At 63.3% G+C, this 14,161-nt stretch carries 9 protein-coding genes and 6 pseudogenes; 4 read left to right on the top strand and 11 right to left on the bottom strand.

Annotation, left to right across the window (positions count from 1 at the left end; all coding sequences use genetic code 11):
* Positions 1–16: 16 nt before the first annotated feature.
* Entirely contained in the window at positions 17–844 is an 828-nt protein-coding gene (locus XCSCFBP4642_RS0111450) for an AraC family transcriptional regulator (protein ID WP_029219900.1), read from the top strand.
* Between the two features lie 91 nt (positions 845–935).
* Here the strand turns inward: XCSCFBP4642_RS0111450 and XCSCFBP4642_RS24650 are convergent, their stop codons facing one another.
* From XCSCFBP4642_RS24650 to XCSCFBP4642_RS26975, 4 genes and pseudogenes are all read right to left on the bottom strand, one after another.
* On the bottom strand, positions 936–1,712 hold the full coding sequence (locus XCSCFBP4642_RS24650) for a M61 metallopeptidase family protein (protein WP_033899135.1): 777 nt from the start codon (positions 1,710–1,712) through the stop codon (positions 936–938).
* A gap of 159 nt (positions 1,713–1,871) precedes the next feature.
* A pseudogene (locus tag XCSCFBP4642_RS30485) lies at positions 1,872–2,312 on the bottom strand (hypothetical protein); the annotation flags it as partial.
* 492 nt (positions 2,313–2,804) lie between these two features.
* Positions 2,805–3,110, bottom strand: a pseudogene (locus XCSCFBP4642_RS0111435) (Tn3 family transposase); the annotation flags it as partial.
* 1 nt (position 3,111) lies between these two features.
* Positions 3,112–3,561, bottom strand: coding sequence for a hypothetical protein (locus XCSCFBP4642_RS26975; RefSeq protein WP_235048295.1), 450 nt, complete (start codon positions 3,559–3,561; stop codon positions 3,112–3,114).
* Between the two features lie 249 nt (positions 3,562–3,810).
* Between XCSCFBP4642_RS26975 and XCSCFBP4642_RS0111430 the strand changes: the two are divergent.
* The 3 genes and pseudogenes from XCSCFBP4642_RS0111430 to XCSCFBP4642_RS0111420 all read left to right on the top strand — a co-directional run.
* Positions 3,811–5,946: pseudogene (locus XCSCFBP4642_RS0111430) on the top strand (Tn3 family transposase); the annotation flags it as partial.
* Positions 5,947–6,141: 195 nt separating this feature from the next.
* A pseudogene (locus XCSCFBP4642_RS0111425) lies at positions 6,142–6,390 on the top strand (cytochrome-c peroxidase); the annotation flags it as partial.
* Between the two features lie 47 nt (positions 6,391–6,437).
* The gene (locus tag XCSCFBP4642_RS0111420; protein WP_029219896.1) at positions 6,438–6,818 is read left to right on the top strand and encodes a DAHL domain-containing protein; all 381 of its coding nucleotides are present in this window, start codon (positions 6,438–6,440) and stop codon (positions 6,816–6,818) included.
* Positions 6,819–7,251: 433 nt separating this feature from the next.
* Here the strand turns inward: XCSCFBP4642_RS0111420 and XCSCFBP4642_RS24640 are convergent.
* The 7 genes and pseudogenes from XCSCFBP4642_RS24640 to XCSCFBP4642_RS0111380 form a co-directional block, all read right to left on the bottom strand.
* Positions 7,252–7,536: pseudogene (locus XCSCFBP4642_RS24640) on the bottom strand (SDR family NAD(P)-dependent oxidoreductase); the annotation flags it as partial.
* Positions 7,537–7,579: 43 nt separating this feature from the next.
* The gene (locus tag XCSCFBP4642_RS0111410) at positions 7,580–9,106 is read right to left on the bottom strand and encodes a GMC family oxidoreductase (RefSeq protein ID WP_029219895.1); all 1,527 of its coding nucleotides are present in this window, start codon (positions 9,104–9,106) and stop codon (positions 7,580–7,582) included.
* Positions 9,103–10,464, bottom strand: a complete 1,362-nt coding sequence (locus tag XCSCFBP4642_RS0111405; RefSeq protein WP_029219894.1) for an alpha/beta fold hydrolase — start codon at positions 10,462–10,464, stop codon at positions 9,103–9,105. Before XCSCFBP4642_RS0111405 ends, XCSCFBP4642_RS0111410 begins: the two co-directional genes overlap by 4 nt.
* A gap of 295 nt (positions 10,465–10,759) precedes the next feature.
* A pseudogene (locus XCSCFBP4642_RS24635) lies at positions 10,760–11,428 on the bottom strand (glycosyltransferase family 2 protein).
* On the bottom strand, positions 11,425–12,027 hold the full coding sequence (locus tag XCSCFBP4642_RS0111395) for a class I SAM-dependent DNA methyltransferase (protein WP_029219893.1): 603 nt from the start codon (positions 12,025–12,027) through the stop codon (positions 11,425–11,427). Before XCSCFBP4642_RS0111395 ends, XCSCFBP4642_RS24635 begins: the two are co-directional and overlap by 4 nt.
* A complete protein-coding gene (locus XCSCFBP4642_RS24630) occupies positions 12,024–12,782 on the bottom strand; it encodes a PIG-L deacetylase family protein (protein WP_033898287.1) in 759 nt (252 codons plus the stop codon). The genes XCSCFBP4642_RS0111395 and XCSCFBP4642_RS24630 overlap by 4 nt, the downstream gene beginning before the upstream one ends.
* The gene (locus XCSCFBP4642_RS0111380) at positions 12,770–13,288 is read right to left on the bottom strand and encodes an acyl-CoA dehydrogenase family protein (RefSeq protein ID WP_029219891.1); all 519 of its coding nucleotides are present in this window, start codon (positions 13,286–13,288) and stop codon (positions 12,770–12,772) included. Before XCSCFBP4642_RS0111380 ends, XCSCFBP4642_RS24630 begins: the two co-directional genes overlap by 13 nt.
* Between the last annotated feature and the right edge of the window lie 873 nt (positions 13,289–14,161).

Below are 14,161 nucleotides of genomic sequence, written 5' to 3'. Positions count from 1 at the left end.
TATTCCGCGTGTGGCGATGGTCCAGGGCAAGATCGCGGAGCATTCGCTGTCGATGGTCTACGAGCCGATGATCAACCTGATCCTGCGCGGCGGGAAATCGATGACGGTCGGCAGCCAGACGCTGCACTACGACCCTGCGACCTATTTCGTGATGAGCGTCGACCTGCCTGCGGTCGGCGTGGTCCACGCCGATGCAGAAGGACGTCCCTATCTGGCCGTTTCGCTGACCCTGTCCGCACAGGTGATCGGCCGCCTGCTGGAAGACGTGCCGGCCGAGCTACATGCCCACAGGAGCACTGCCACCTCCGGTCAGTCCTTCTCGGTCGCAACGGTGACGTCAGAATTGATGGATGCCTGGGTGCGACTGCTGGGCTTGATGGAGCGGCCATTGGAGATCCCGGCGCTGGCGCCGGTCTATGAGCGCGAAATCCTGTATCGCGTGCTGCAGGGCCCGCATGGGCACATGCTGCGCGATATCGCCACCCCGGAATCCCTGCTGGGCCGGATCCGGCTGGCGATCCAGTGGATGCGCGCTCATTACGCCATGCCCTTGCGCATAGGGATGCTGGCCGAGCGCGCGGCGATGAGCGAGTCCGCATTTCATCGCCACTTCAAGGCGGTTACCGCACTCAGCCCGCTTCAGTTCCAGAAACAGCTGCGTTTGCTGCAGGCGCGCCATCTATTGGCCACGCAAGGCCTCAGCGTCACCACTGCGGCAATGGAAGTGGGTTACGAAAGCACTACGCAGTTCGCTCGGGAATATGCGCGCAGCTTCGGCCTGCCACCGTCACAGGATGTTGCACGCATCGTTGCCGGCTTTCGCGCAACGACGTCATCGCAATAGCTGCCAGTTGATCGACCGGGCAATGCCGGCAAGCGATCATTCGGTGCCAGGCGCTTTGGGTGCCCGGAAACAGCTAGGCCAGGCGTTATGGCTATGGCACGCTTTCCCAGCGATATCCGTCGATATCGCCCTGTGGCGTCGGCCAGCGATGCGCAACGCGACGCAGCTGCGGACCGAAGAGGTCTTCCGGCATTGCCGCATCCTCGCTGCCATCGATGAGCACGGCGCGAAACCTCTGCACCGCTTGCGGCCCCAGCTCGCGTGCCACGAAGGCCTCCCAATCCTGCTGTTCAAACCGGCCTCCGGCCTGGCGCGAGGCGAAGAGCGGGCGCATCGCCATCAGCAGCCCGCGCCGTCCCGCCGAACGCTGCCGCAGCTGCGCATCGACACCGGCGAAATACACCAGGCCGCGCGCATACGGCACACGCCGCACCGATTCTTGATCGAATCCGGCCGAATTGATGTGCTGCAACGACCAGCGTCGCCCCTCGCTACGGTAGAGATCGCCCAACTGCGTGTTGATCCGGGCCGCGCAGGCTGACCAGGGCATTACGGAGGCGCGACACGGGACGGTGGATTCGGCGAAGACATTGAAACCTTCGGCGAACCAGGGCTCCACGCCACTGGTGAGCTGGCCGGTCCACTGATGCGCCATCTCGTGGACCAGCAAACTACGCAATGCCTCGACTCCGTAGCCGTCGGAAAAGACACTGCCCACGGTAATCAAGGCGCCGCAGCCGCCGAGCCGTGCGGTGCCGGTTTCAAATGAGGGAATGTCCAGCGCACATATCAACAGCGTATAGGACGGGCGGCCCAAATAACCAAACGCGTCGGCAAGTGCATTGTAGGCTTGGCGTGCCCAGGCCATTTCTACTGGTGCGTCGAATGGCGGGCTACCGATGAGATACGCGTTGAAGCCGGTGTTCTGCTGCGCTTGTCCACGCAGTGCCGGCCCAGCCAGCAGCCAGTGGTCGTCGAGCGCGGAGGGTGGCCCTGGAATCACCAGCGTGCCCTCCCCGCCGCTGGCCACGCCGATGGAGCCCGGCGCCAACGCCTTGAGATCCCAGGCAAGCCGGCTGGCCTGGCTGGAGACATTTTCTGGAATCAGCAGGAAGCTCTTGGTGCTACCGGCCACGCCCTGCCCGGCAGCCTTGATGCCGTAGGGCGGGCCACCGGCCTGCGGCCGCTGCAGTCCGGCGCGGTAACGCAGCGAAACTTGACCCGCGACTGCCCTTTGTGCGGTCCATCGGCGCAGCGGGAACGCCTCTCCGTCAACATCCGAGGTGCGCAGTGCCACCTCGCCGCCGGCATCACGCATCAGCAGTTCAGTGATTGCATCGGCGTTGCGCGGTGCGCCCGGCATGGCCAGCGGAAGCACCAGCGTCAGCACGGATGGCGTATCGCCCAATGCAATGCGCTCTTCCACCGCCATCCCGTCCACGCGCCCGTCGGACGCCACCGATGGCATCAGCACGACCTCAAAGCCTGCCGCCGGCAAGCCATCGACCTTACTGTCAACTGCCAGCGCGGGGTTGATGGTCAACGCGACCATGCAGCAGGCAGCGGACACCACATGCAGCACAGACGATCTCATCATCAATCACACCCTCGGGTTACCAACAATGAAAAGCCGCACACGCCTTGGTGTGGTCGACAAAAAGCGGCGGTTCGCGTTGCCGTGGCAACGCAGTGCGCGTCGTCACGCGTCAGCCGACATCTGCTGGAATGACCCCGCGACAGGCATGCTGACAGAATTTCGGCCTGCAAACTGATGCAGTCCAACCCAGGCTCAGCATTGGCCGAATGACACAAGGCGTGTCTGCAACGCTCCCGAGCGAGCTCGGCAGCCGTCGTATCGCGTCCTGCATGGGGGTTCAGCCGACATACGTGTAAAAATAGCTCACAAGATCGGATTTCATCCATTGCATCAGTGAGTTAGCGGATATTTTGGCGACCAAAACTACCCTGCCAATGCCAGTTCAGTCTCATACGGTTCCGGGACCGCCTCCACATCAATCAGGTAATCCCCGAAGCGCTTCACATGGCTGGTCACGTACGGGCTGAGGAACGCCACGTCCTCCCGCGTGATCTTCCACCCCTGCCGCATCAGAGACGTCATGATTCGGGTCTGTTCGACCACGTTGTAGAAGATGACGACATTGGAGACCAGGTCGTTGTATTGGACGGCCTTCTCCTGCTCAACGGGGTCATTGTCGGCAATCACTCCTTCCCCGCCGAAGAAGAAATACTTTGCATTGTACGAATCCCTACCGATCCTCAAATTGGGGGCGCTCAAAAAAATTAGGATAATCAGCCACAAATTGACTTTCAGATCTAAGCATTGCCTCGATATCGGGAACTATTCCATGTCTAAATGGGGGCATTTCGATACCATGAGCTGAGGCGATTGATCGTGCCGCGAACTCGGCTTTCGCGGCACTGCCGCGCTTATCTGACGCTCCACTTGCTGCCCACCAGTGCAGTCGGGCTATTAGCTCAAAGGCCTCATGCTTCTCAAGCGATGGATCAATTGCTTGCAAGTACAGAGACTCCAGATGATCTTTTATAGTTTTAATACATTCTGAGCCAGTATGGGTGATCATATTAGGATGTGAAGCTGCCATGCTTTCTCTTGCCTGTTGGCGTTTATCTTTCGGAAAGTTTCGCAGCCTCGCGCTAATGGCATTATCATCCACTGCCGCACTGACTGTCGTCATTGGGATAGTTTCCCCTGAAATCACTCCATACTGCCGATACACCTGGCGGTCTCAACTTGCAAGTGCAACACGTGAGTTGAATTGAGCGATCTCTTCTTCCAGCGCCTGGTTCGGCGTCTTCCAGCCAAGCGTCTGCCGTGGCCGGGCGTTCATCANACGCCGACGGCCTATGCCCAGCACCTGGCCAACAGCGATATCATCAACCCCGGACTCTAAACCCGACTGCTACTCAGGATGGGGGGACGTCGGATCCACCGGGCCCGGGTCCAGACGCGCGACGATCTCGCGGAGATGTTCATCAAACGCATGGGGAACATCCACAACCGGGGCCGAGAGGAATTGGAGCGGCTGAGGGCACGCTATCGCGAAAATACCGAGGCAATTGTGGCGACGATGTCGGATGTAGCCCGCCTCCTCGACAGTCATACGAGCGACACCGCGGCGGGGCGTGAAATTCGTCGCCTAGTTGACAATCACGGCGGCGTGCAGACTCTGCAGGCCGACTGCAATGCCATCACGGCGCACAGTGGCGACAACTACTTGCCGCTGCTGTGGCCGTTTTACAAGAGTCACCGCGCCACGATCCTACGGATGGTGCGAATGCTCGACTTGGCCACGACCACAGAGGATCGTTCACTGGTCAACGCGATCGAGCTGATCCTGACGCAGGAACGAAGCCGCAGCAATTGGTTGGACGAAGCGGTCGATCTGGCATTCACCACCCAGATCTGGCGCAAGACCATCGTCCATCGCACCGAAGTGGGCGGCGAGGAGCGCATCCACCGGCGCCTGTTCGAGGTCTGCGTGTTCTCGTCGCTCGCCAACGAACAGAAATCGGGCGACGTGGCTGTGCGCGGATCGGAAACCTACGCCGACTACCGCGAGCAATTGCTTCCGTGGGACCAGTGCGAACCTCTGTTGAAGGATTACTGCAAGCAGGTGCGGCTGCCGGCCACAGCCGTGGGCGTCGTCAATGCCTTGCAATCGCGCCTGACGCAGGTCGCCGAGCTGACCGATCAGGGCTATCTGGAGAACGGCCAAGTGGTCATCGGCGAGGATGGCATTCCGGTACTCAAGCGCAGCAAGGCCAAGGAGATGAGCTGCGGAGCCCGTACCCTGGAAACCGCCATCCTAGAGCGCATGCGCGAACGCAGCGTCATCGAGATCCTGTGCGATGTGGCCCACTGGACGCGCTGGCCCCGGCACTTCGGTCCTCTATCCGGCTCGGACGCCAAGATCGAGCAACCGACCGAGCGCTACGTCCTCACCGCCTTCACCTATGGTTGCAACCTCGGACCGGCCCAGGCTGCCCGACACCTGCGTGGCGCCGTCTCGGCACACATGCTGTCGTTCGTCAACCGCCGGCATGTGGATGCCAACAAACTGGCGGCGGCCTGTCGGGACATCATCAACAGCTACGCCGGCCTGCAGATCCCCAAATGCTGGGGCGATGGCAAGAGCGCAGCCGCCGACGGCACCAAGTACGACCTCTACGACCAGAATCTGCTCGCTTCGTACCACATCCGCTATGGCGGCTACGGCGGCATCGCCTATCACCACGTGTCCGATACGTACGTCGCGCTGTTCAGCCACTTCATTCCGTGCGGTGTCTGGGAGGCGGTCTACATCATCGATGGCCTGCTGAAGAACACCTCCGACATCCAGCCTGACACCGTCCACGCCGACACGCAGGGGCAGTCGCTGCCGGTGTTCGGCCTTTCGCATCTGCTGGGCATCCAGCTGATGCCGCGCATCCGCAACTGGCGCGAATACAAGTTCTTCCGTCCCGATGAGGACATTCGTTACGAACACATCGATGCGCTGTTCCGCGACACTGTCGACTGGGATCTGATCGAGACCCACTGGAAAGACCTGATGCAGGTCGTGCTCTCAATCAAGACCGGCAAGATCGCGGCTTCGACGCTGATGCGCAAGCTGGGCAACTACAGCCGCAAGAACCGGCTGTACCAGGCCTTCAAGGCGCTCGGTTCGGCCGTGCGCACCTTGTTCCTGCTGCAGTACATCTCCAACCGCGAGCTGCGCGAGCAGATCACCGCCTCGACGAACAAGGTGGAGGCCTACAACGGCTTCGCGAAATATTTCTTCTTCGGCGGGGAAGGGGTGATTGCCGACAATGACCCCGTTGAGCAGGAGAAGGCCGTCCAATACAACGACCTAGTCTCCAATGCCGTCATCTTCTACAACGTGGTCGAACAGACCCGAATCATGACGTCTCTGATGCGGCAGGGATGGAAGATCACGCGGGAGGACGTGGCGTTCCTCAGCCCGTACGTGACCAGCCATGTAAACCGCTTCGGGGATTACCTGATTGATGTGGAGGCGGTCCCGGAACCGTATGAGACTGAACTGGCATTGGTAGGGTAGTTTTGGTGCGCCAAAATATCCGCTAACTCACTGATGCAATGGATGAAATCCGATCTTGTGAGCTATTTTTACACGCATGTCGGCTGAACCCCTGCATGCACCTCCAAGCATGCTGCGTGGGTGTGACGGTCCGACGGCATCCCCTCACGCGCCCGCGCGCTTTTGAAACGCAAACGCGGTGGGGCGAGCCGATTCCTATCCTGTCACCAGGGCGCCACTGTAGGAGGCAACCTGTTCCAGCGTAGCGGCATCTTCGTGCCGGCAACGCAGGATGGCAGGCCGGTGCTGCGCGTTTCCAGCTTGCGCAACCTTGCCACCACCGCGCCCTACTTCCACGACGGCAGCGCAGCGACGCTGCCCGAGGCCATCAAGGCGATGGGCACCGCACAGCTCGGCGTGACCCTGGAGGCGGCGGAGGTGGCGGATATTGCCGCGTTCCTGTAGACCCCGACCGGCACCTACCAGGGCCGGCCAGTGACGACGCCCGATCATTGAAATGGGCAGCGATCCTCAGCGCGCTGTTACTGGCGGGGCTGATCTTTTTCAGCCTGTTCATGGGCTCGCTCGACTGCGATACGCGGCGTTATGGACCCGCGGTGGATGCGCTGGACGCACTGGCGTTGGTCGATACCGGCATTGACTACGATGTACTGAAGGCACGCGTCAGCCTGCTGCGCGATGACGACTCGTTGGTAGCCGGCGATCTGCGCGCACGCGCCACGCTGCAGCACCTGCGGCATCTCGCCAGCGACGAGCCGCCGCTGCTGCAGGCGATTGAAGACCTGGAGTCGAGCTACGAGGCAAAGTCGCTGCAACTGGAGGTGTTCAAGTCGCAGAATTCGCTGCTGTCCAATTCGCTGGCGTATTTCTGAAGCGAAAGCAAGCGCCCAATCCTGCAGGGCGGCAAGACCAGCGCCGGCCGTGCCGCCAGCCTGCCGACCAGCGCCGTGCATCGCCTGAGCCTGGATACCACCAGCGATGCCGTCACGCAGGCACGCCGGCGCCTGGACGGGGAAATCGAGTATGGGCTGGCGCGACTGGCGCGCTGGATGCACCTGCCAAGCGCCCGGCTTGCGCTGATGCCGGCTGGCGGCGTTGCACGCATCTGGCCCGCAGGACGAGACGTTCCGGACCATTGTTGCCGCGGTGGCGACGTCCCGGCCCGATGCGGCCAGCACGCTGGTTGTGGATGCCGACGGCTCCATCCCACGCGCTGCGCGAGCCCGGGCGTGCAAGCGGGGCGCAGTGGCTGCGCCTGCGAAAACATGCAGAAACCGGTACGCGCGCCTTGCCGTGCTTTCGCCTTCCGGTGACGCCGGCCGCATTGATGTAGATGTCCGGCTCACCCAGCTGTTCGCGCACCTGCGCCCAGATGGCGGTGACGTCCTGTTCGCGCGTCACATCGCCTTCGATGGCGATGATCTCTCCCAGGCCGGACAATTCGACCAGTGCCTGGTCGAGTGTGCCATCGGGAAGATCGGTGATCGCCACGCGGACGCCTGCTTCGAGCAGCTGGCGAGCGGTCTCCTTGCCCATGCCGGAGTCGCCGCCGCAGACGAGGGCGATGCGCTGGTTGATTCCGAGATCCATGTCGAGCTCCTGGTAGCTGAAGGTCGTGGCGGCGCGCACGCCGCTAGCGCGCGAGGAAACGTTCTGCAGTACGCAGCCCCAGCGCCATTTGCGTCAGCGCCGGATTGGCCGCCAGTGCGCTGGGAAAGATCGAGTTGTCGCACACGTAGAGGTTCGGCACATCGAAGGCGCGGCCGTCGGGATCGACCACGGCTTGCGCGGGATTGGTGCCCATCCGGCAGGTCCCCAGCGTGTGCGCCGAGCGTGCGGCCGCGAAGACGTTGCGGGCGCCAGCGGCGCGCCAGATTTCCTGCAGCACGGCGCGCGCGTGGGCATCGATGGCCTGCTCGTTCGGCCCGTAGCTGAAATCGATACGCGCCTTGCGCTGCCCGAAGGCGTCCTGCTCGTCAGACAGCGTCAGCCGGTTGCCATCCTGCGGCAGGCATTCGCCATTGATGCCGATACCGGCCAGACGGTTGTAGCGCCGCATGGTGGCGATCAGCTGCCTGCCCCACAGGCCGGCGCCGCGTGCCAGCGTGTTGGCCAGCGTGACCGGCTGCACGCCCAGGCTCTGCACCAGATAGCCGCCGATGAAATCGGCATCGGCCGGGCGAAGCATGTCCTCGGTCATCAGCGAGGAAGGGTATCCCCGGTTCATGCGCATGTCGGCGTCGAATTCGCCCCAGACCTGGGTAGCCACATGCGCCATGAAATTGCACCCTACCTGTCCGCTGGAATTGGCCAACCGAAGGTTGAGCAGCAGGCGCGGCGTCTCTACCCCGCCAGCACACAGGAAGACGTTGCTGCATCGCTGGCGATACTCATGCCCATGCTGGCGATAGATCACTGCGGTCAGCGCACCGCGGCCATCGCGTTCCAGATCGATCACGCGGCTGTCGCTGCGCAGTTGCGCGCCGCACGCTTTTGCGAGCGGAAGCCAGGTGGTATCGACGCTGACCTTGGCCGCATTGCTGCAACCCTGGTGACAGGCGCCACAATTGTTGCAGGCCCCGCGCAGGCCCCAGTGCGGCTGCTGGTGAGGGCGGCTGACCAGTGCAGCGGGCGCATCGGTCGCGCTGATACCGAGAGCGCGGCAGCCGCGCTCCATGGCCGCGGCCGACGCGTTGCGTTGTGGCGGTGAATAGGCGTAGCTCCGCTGCGGATCCCACGGGTAATGCGCGGGACCGGAGACGCCGATAAACGCTTCGACGCGACAAATGTAGGACAGCAATTCCTGGTGCGGGATCGGCCAGTCGGCGCCCTGGCCGGTTTGAGTGAACAGCGTGAGGTCGCGCCGGTCCGGTCGTGGGCAAAACGCGCCCCAGTGTAGCGTGGAGCCGCCAAGCCCGGATCCGGAGTTATTCGGCCCGAACGCGGTCGGCGTCTGTCCACCGCTCAGGCGCTCGTCCATCCAGTAGATGCCGGTGGTCAATTCGTCGGGGATGTGGGACTGCGGCGTGAACGCCGCGCCCGCCTCCAGCACCACTACCGAAACGCCGGCCTGCGCCAGCCGCGCGGCCAGGGGGCCACCGCCAGCACCGCTGCCGATCACGACTGCATCGACAACATTCTGCGTACCAGCAGCCTTCATCGGTCGGCTCCGGAGGCGTGGAGTTGCCAGGGTTCATGCCGATCCGCGGCGGTTTCTTCGTAGCCCACGCCCCCGGTTCCCACATGTCCAACAGCAAACCCGTCGTAGCCCAGCGCAGCCATCGTGGCGGGAAGACTGGTCCAGATGCGGACCGTCTCGGCACGCACGTCCTCGAACCAGTGCGCCAGCTGGGCGGCATCCAGCCCATGCGCCGAGGTGTCGCCTATCGCCGCGTGCGCAATCTCCTGCAGCCAGCGCTCCTGGGCAGCGGCGGACTGTCCGGCAAAGCCGCCGGCCAGCCCATCGAGCACATCCAATCCCAGCGGTACTGCCAGGCGATCGGCCGGCAGATCCGCATGCCGCCAGCCATCGCCTGCGCCGGCTGCCAGCTGCACATCGATGCGCCGCGCAATCTGCCGCGGGTCGCCTTCGCCATCCAGCACGCGCGCGACCACTGCTGCCAGCACCTCCAGCTGGCGCAGGTTCAACACGCCGTCGGCCGTGGCAGGCGGGCCCGCGTGCCGCGCGAGCAGTGTCTTGCGCATGCGCGGCATGACGCGCCCGGAGTTCAGCAAAGCGATGAAGTCCTCGGGCAGGCAGTGCGGCCTGCAGTGCTCCACATGTGCCGCGATCAACCGTGCCAGCTGCTGTGGCTGCTCGTACGGGATCAGGTGCGCGGCATCGGCTACAATGGCAAGCTGCGCCTGCGCATAGTGCGGCGCATTCAAGCGCCGCTGCGCGGCCTCGCCCAGATCGCCATCCTGCCCACCGGCCACGATCATTGCCGGTACGCCGATGCACGCGGCTTGCGCCGTGCAGTCTTCGCGACTGGCGCGTGTGAGCCATGCACTCCACGCACTGGGCGCGGTACGCAGAACGTCGTTGATCGCGGCATCCCTAAGCTGATCCGGCAGCGTCGAGGCGCAATTGGCATCCACGAACTGTGCTGCCTCTGCATGCGTGGGCTGTCCCGATTCGAACCAGCCCAGCATGGTACGGCGGCGCGATTCCTCCATGGGTTCCGGCGCCGGTGGCGATGCGGCAACGAGCACCACGCCCGCCAACCCGGCCAGGCCTGCCACGCCATCGCGCGCGCGCGCCGCTGTCAACGTGGCGATCTTTCCGCCCATGCTGTGCCCGACCGCGAACCAGCATGCCGGTTGCCGCTCGATGATTGCAGCGCTGAACCAGTCGACCAACGCGTGCGTATCGACATGCTCCAACGCCGCCGCATCGCCGAAGCCGGGGATGTCCAGGGCAGCACAGTCGAACTGGTCACCAAGCTGCGCGATGACACTGCTCCACTCATGCCGGCTGCCCCCGAGGGCATGCAGGAAGAACAGAGTTGGCTTGGCCATGTCGCACCTTGATCTGCGGGTTCGGCATGGTGGCGTACGCTTCGTCCACGTCTCGTGCAGATGAGGTCGAAAGCCGGTCTATCGCAGGTAAGCGTGGTTGCGCGCGATGCCGTTGTTCAATCGCAGGCAGTTACAGGGAAATTTCCCTTCTCGGTTGCTTGCCCCGCTACGCCGCAACCTTGAGGACGCGGTGGCGATGAAAGTCTATCCGAATGACTTTCTGTGCAATTCGCAAGCTACGTATGGCAACCGATATCGCTCTTTCAAGACCGGCGTACCTTGGCTACATCGCCTCTTATGCCGGCACAAAAGGCAACGCTTCCAGCTGCTTCAAAAAGTCGGAGAAGCCACCGCGCGCGCGCGCGTGCCTGCGCGCACTGGTCCACACCACCGAGCGTGGCGACCAGGCGATGGACGCCTTGATCGCCTGCAGCGCGTGGACCAACGCAACATCTTCGCTGCAGGTCAACGCAGGGAATCCACCGCACTGTTGATACAAGTCAGCGCGAACCCCCAGGTTGGCACCGTGAATGCGTCCGTGCCCTTCACCGGTTGCCTGGGTCTGTTCGAACCGGTGGCGCACCTCATCGGAATAGTCCAGCCAGTCCTCCACTTCCACCACGCCGCAGAACACACCCGTGCCTGCGCGGCGTTGTTCCAGCAGCCAATCGGTGGGGACGCGCGAGTCGGCATCGGTCACGGCCAGCTAGTCGGCACCTAGCGCAATGGCCTGGGATGCGGCTGCGGCGCGCGCGATGCCCACGCCGCCTGGTATGGGGACGTCGACCACGTGCGCGCCCAACGCCAGCGCCAGCTCGGCGGTGGCATCCGTGCAGCGGTCCACCGCAACGATCACCTCCACCGGCTCATCCAGCTCGGGATGCGCTGCAGCACGGAAGACCGATGTCAGGCACGCGGCCATGCACTCGGCCTCGTTATGTGCGGGGATGATGACCGCAATCACCGCAAACCTTCCTGTTGCGCCACCGACAGCGGCTGGGCCGTCCACGCCTCCAACAGGAAATCACTGTCTTCGTAGCGGTAATTCAAGGGCAAGGTGAGCAACCGGGCGATGCAGGCATGCACGGCGAAGCCATCCTGCTGCGCCTGCTCGAACGGATGCTTCCAGTGGCAGGCCACCAGTAGTCCGTCTGGCGTGAGCGCCTCCTGCAGACGCACGATCAGGTCATCAAGTTCGACGGCCACAAGGTAGTAGCCGATCTCGCTCAGTACGATCAGATCGAAATTGCCAACCGGCCATTGCTGCGGATGGCAGGCCTGCACGATCTCGACATTGCTGCGCTGGCCTACGCGCTGTTTGGCTTGTTCCACGGCAGCCGCAGACATGTCGGTTGCCAGCAAGCGTTCACAGCGGGCTGCCAGCCCGCGCGTCGCTTCTCCGTTGGAACATCCCAGTTCCCAGCCGCGGGCGAATCCGATGCGAGGCAAGGTGGCCAACAGGATGTCGCGTTTGCGCGTCTCGTACCAACGCGTCCCATAGCCAAAGGGATCCTGCTGCTGGTAGATACTGTCGAAATACGCGGCATTGGCCTGGGCAGTCATGGGAGATAGACCTCGAAGTCGCGCCGGAACCGTGCCAGCGCCCAGTCGGGAAGGATGGGGTTGCGCAGCGCGGGCGTGACGTGACCGGTCTGCGTCCTGAACGCTGCCATCGCCTGCATCTTTGCAGCGTGAGCAGCGGACGGAAGCGCAAGCCGCGTAGCCGATGCCAGCATCTGGCTGTGGTCCGGGTTGTCCCAATGCCATGCCCATACCGGAAACTGGATCAACCGCGCCTCGCAACGGGAAGCGGCGTTGATCGCGGCATCGGCGCATGCTTCATGGTCGGGATGGCCATCGCGTGCATACGTCACCAGTACTGCGTCGCTTGGTTGCAGCAGTTCGGAAAGCTGCGCACCCAGTGCGCTCACGCCTGCGCGGACCTGGCCGTCTCCCGCGTCCAGCCTGACCAGGTGGCAGGGATCGATCCCCAGGCATGCCAGCGCATCGCGCAATTCGTCGCGACGCGCAGCGGCCAGACGGGCCGGCGGCCACGCGTCTTCCTGCGGATAGGCCGCTTCGCCGTCGGTGACGGAGACGATCAGCACCTGCCGTCCCGATGCGACCGCCATGGCAAGCAGCCCGCCACAGCCCAGCACTTCGTCGTCAGGATGTGGAGAGACCACTACCACACGGCTGGTGTCGCCAAGCAATTGCCCGATGCTGGTGGTGGGCAGTTCAATCAGTTGGCGCGATGCCTGCCAGCGCGTCTCGGGGACGCCCTGCCCTTCGATATGCTCGCCTCTCACAGCAGCCATGGGTTGCCCTCGCGTGCATGCAGCTGTTCACCCAGCCATTGCTCGTCCTTCTCGCCGTGGGATTGGCGGATGAAGGCAGCCAGGTCCGCGCATCGTTGCGCATGTTCGGCGTCGCAGCACAGCGAAGCAGGCCCTAGTGCCAGTGCGGCACGTTCGATCACGTCCCGGCAGATGCGGTCCATCAGGCTGCGTAGCCGCACGACCGCAAACTGATGGCTCTCGGTGGGCGCGGTATCGATCGCATCTGCCAGGTCCTGCAGCATCAACCGCGCCGCTGTCAGCTGTTCGTCGATCGCACCAAGGTGCGCTGCAGAAAACGGGTTGTTCGCCACCCGTGGCGAACGACGCACCTGCTCGGCGATGGCCATGGCGGCGCCATACCAGCACGCGGCGATGCCTGCCCCGCCATGCCAGAACCCCGGCCGCTGCAGATAGAACGCCGGTTCCCCCAACAGGGCGGCAGGGGCATGCGTGAAATGGCCGCTACCGGTCGCAACGCCGGCCATGCCCGGGCCGTGCCACCGACTTGCATCGAGGGCGAAGTGACGCTTGGCCAATGTCACTGCTGCAAGTGGTTGCTGTTGGCCGCTGCTCACCGTCACCAACGCATGCGTCACTACATCCAGCTCTGCACTACACCATGGTTTGATGCCGGAGACAGTGCATGAGCCTGCTTCGTATGTTGCGGTGTCTTGCGGCCCACCGGCAGCCCATACGGCCCAGATTTCCCCGGTTGCCGGCGCTGGCTGCCCGGCTTCTGAAAAGATCGACAGGGCGTCGTAATGGGCCTCCAGCACCTTGGCGAGCGGCAGGCTTTCAGCGCCCAATCTGCTCAGTGCCTGCCACCGCTCGCGCGTCTGCCCTGCCCCAGGATGCGGAAGCTGCGGTGTCGCGCGCACATACTCACGCACACGCTGCGCAAGCGCTGGATTTGTGGGTGTAGGAGGCGTGCCCGGCAGGTATTCACGGGCGTAGACTGGTTGAGACATGCGCCAATCTAGGCGCCGACTCGTCAACCCAGGGTGAGCCTGATACGCCTGCTCATAACACAATGATCATGTTGATCCACTGCATGGCCCAGGTCGGACAAGCCACGGGGCGAAGCATCCATCACGCGCTGAAGAACTCAGGCCATTACAACGAGCGCTACCTGAGATCAAGCGAGATCATTTCCTGGAGTCCGCGCCTCACCTATCACGCGGTCGCAGCAACGGGCTTGGATCTTCGAAAAGTCGTTGATCGTAGCAGCTGCCCGCAGTCCCGAGCAGAGCACTGCTGGTGCGCTTGCGACACGAAAAATTCTGCAGCAACGCCCGCCGTTTCGTTACAGGCGCCGGTTGGTCATGCGCGTCGGAATCGGCAACCATGCGCTCGAAACG

The sequence above is a fragment of the Xanthomonas cassavae CFBP 4642 genome (assembly GCF_000454545.1).
In the GTDB taxonomy this organism is placed as follows: Bacteria; Pseudomonadota; Gammaproteobacteria; order Xanthomonadales; family Xanthomonadaceae; genus Xanthomonas; species Xanthomonas cassavae.
Note: the sequence above shows the minus strand (reverse complement) of the source record. Positions and strands in the feature narration are given on the sequence as shown.

Coding starts and splice junctions, on each gene's coding strand:
- XCSCFBP4642_RS0111450 (WP_029219900.1), top strand. CDS start 17: ATGGTCCAGGGCAAGATCGCGGAGCATTCGCTGTCGATGGTCTACGAG.
- XCSCFBP4642_RS24630 (WP_033898287.1), bottom strand. CDS start 12,782: ATGGCTGCTGTGAGAGGCGAGCATATCGAAGGGCAGGGCGTCCCCGAG.
- XCSCFBP4642_RS0111410 (WP_029219895.1), bottom strand. CDS start 9,106: ATGAAGGCTGCTGGTACGCAGAATGTTGTCGATGCAGTCGTGATCGGC.
- XCSCFBP4642_RS0111380 (WP_029219891.1), bottom strand. CDS start 13,288: ATGGCCGGCGTTGCGACCGGTAGCGGCCATTTCACGCATGCCCCTGCC.
- XCSCFBP4642_RS0111395 (WP_029219893.1), bottom strand. CDS start 12,027: ATGACTGCCCAGGCCAATGCCGCGTATTTCGACAGTATCTACCAGCAG.
- XCSCFBP4642_RS0111405 (WP_029219894.1), bottom strand. CDS start 10,464: ATGGCCAAGCCAACTCTGTTCTTCCTGCATGCCCTCGGGGGCAGCCGG.
- XCSCFBP4642_RS26975 (WP_235048295.1), bottom strand. CDS start 3,561: ATGACGACAGTCAGTGCGGCAGTGGATGATAATGCCATTAGCGCGAGG.
- XCSCFBP4642_RS24650 (WP_033899135.1), bottom strand. CDS start 1,712: ATGGCCTGGGCACGCCAAGCCTACAATGCACTTGCCGACGCGTTTGGT.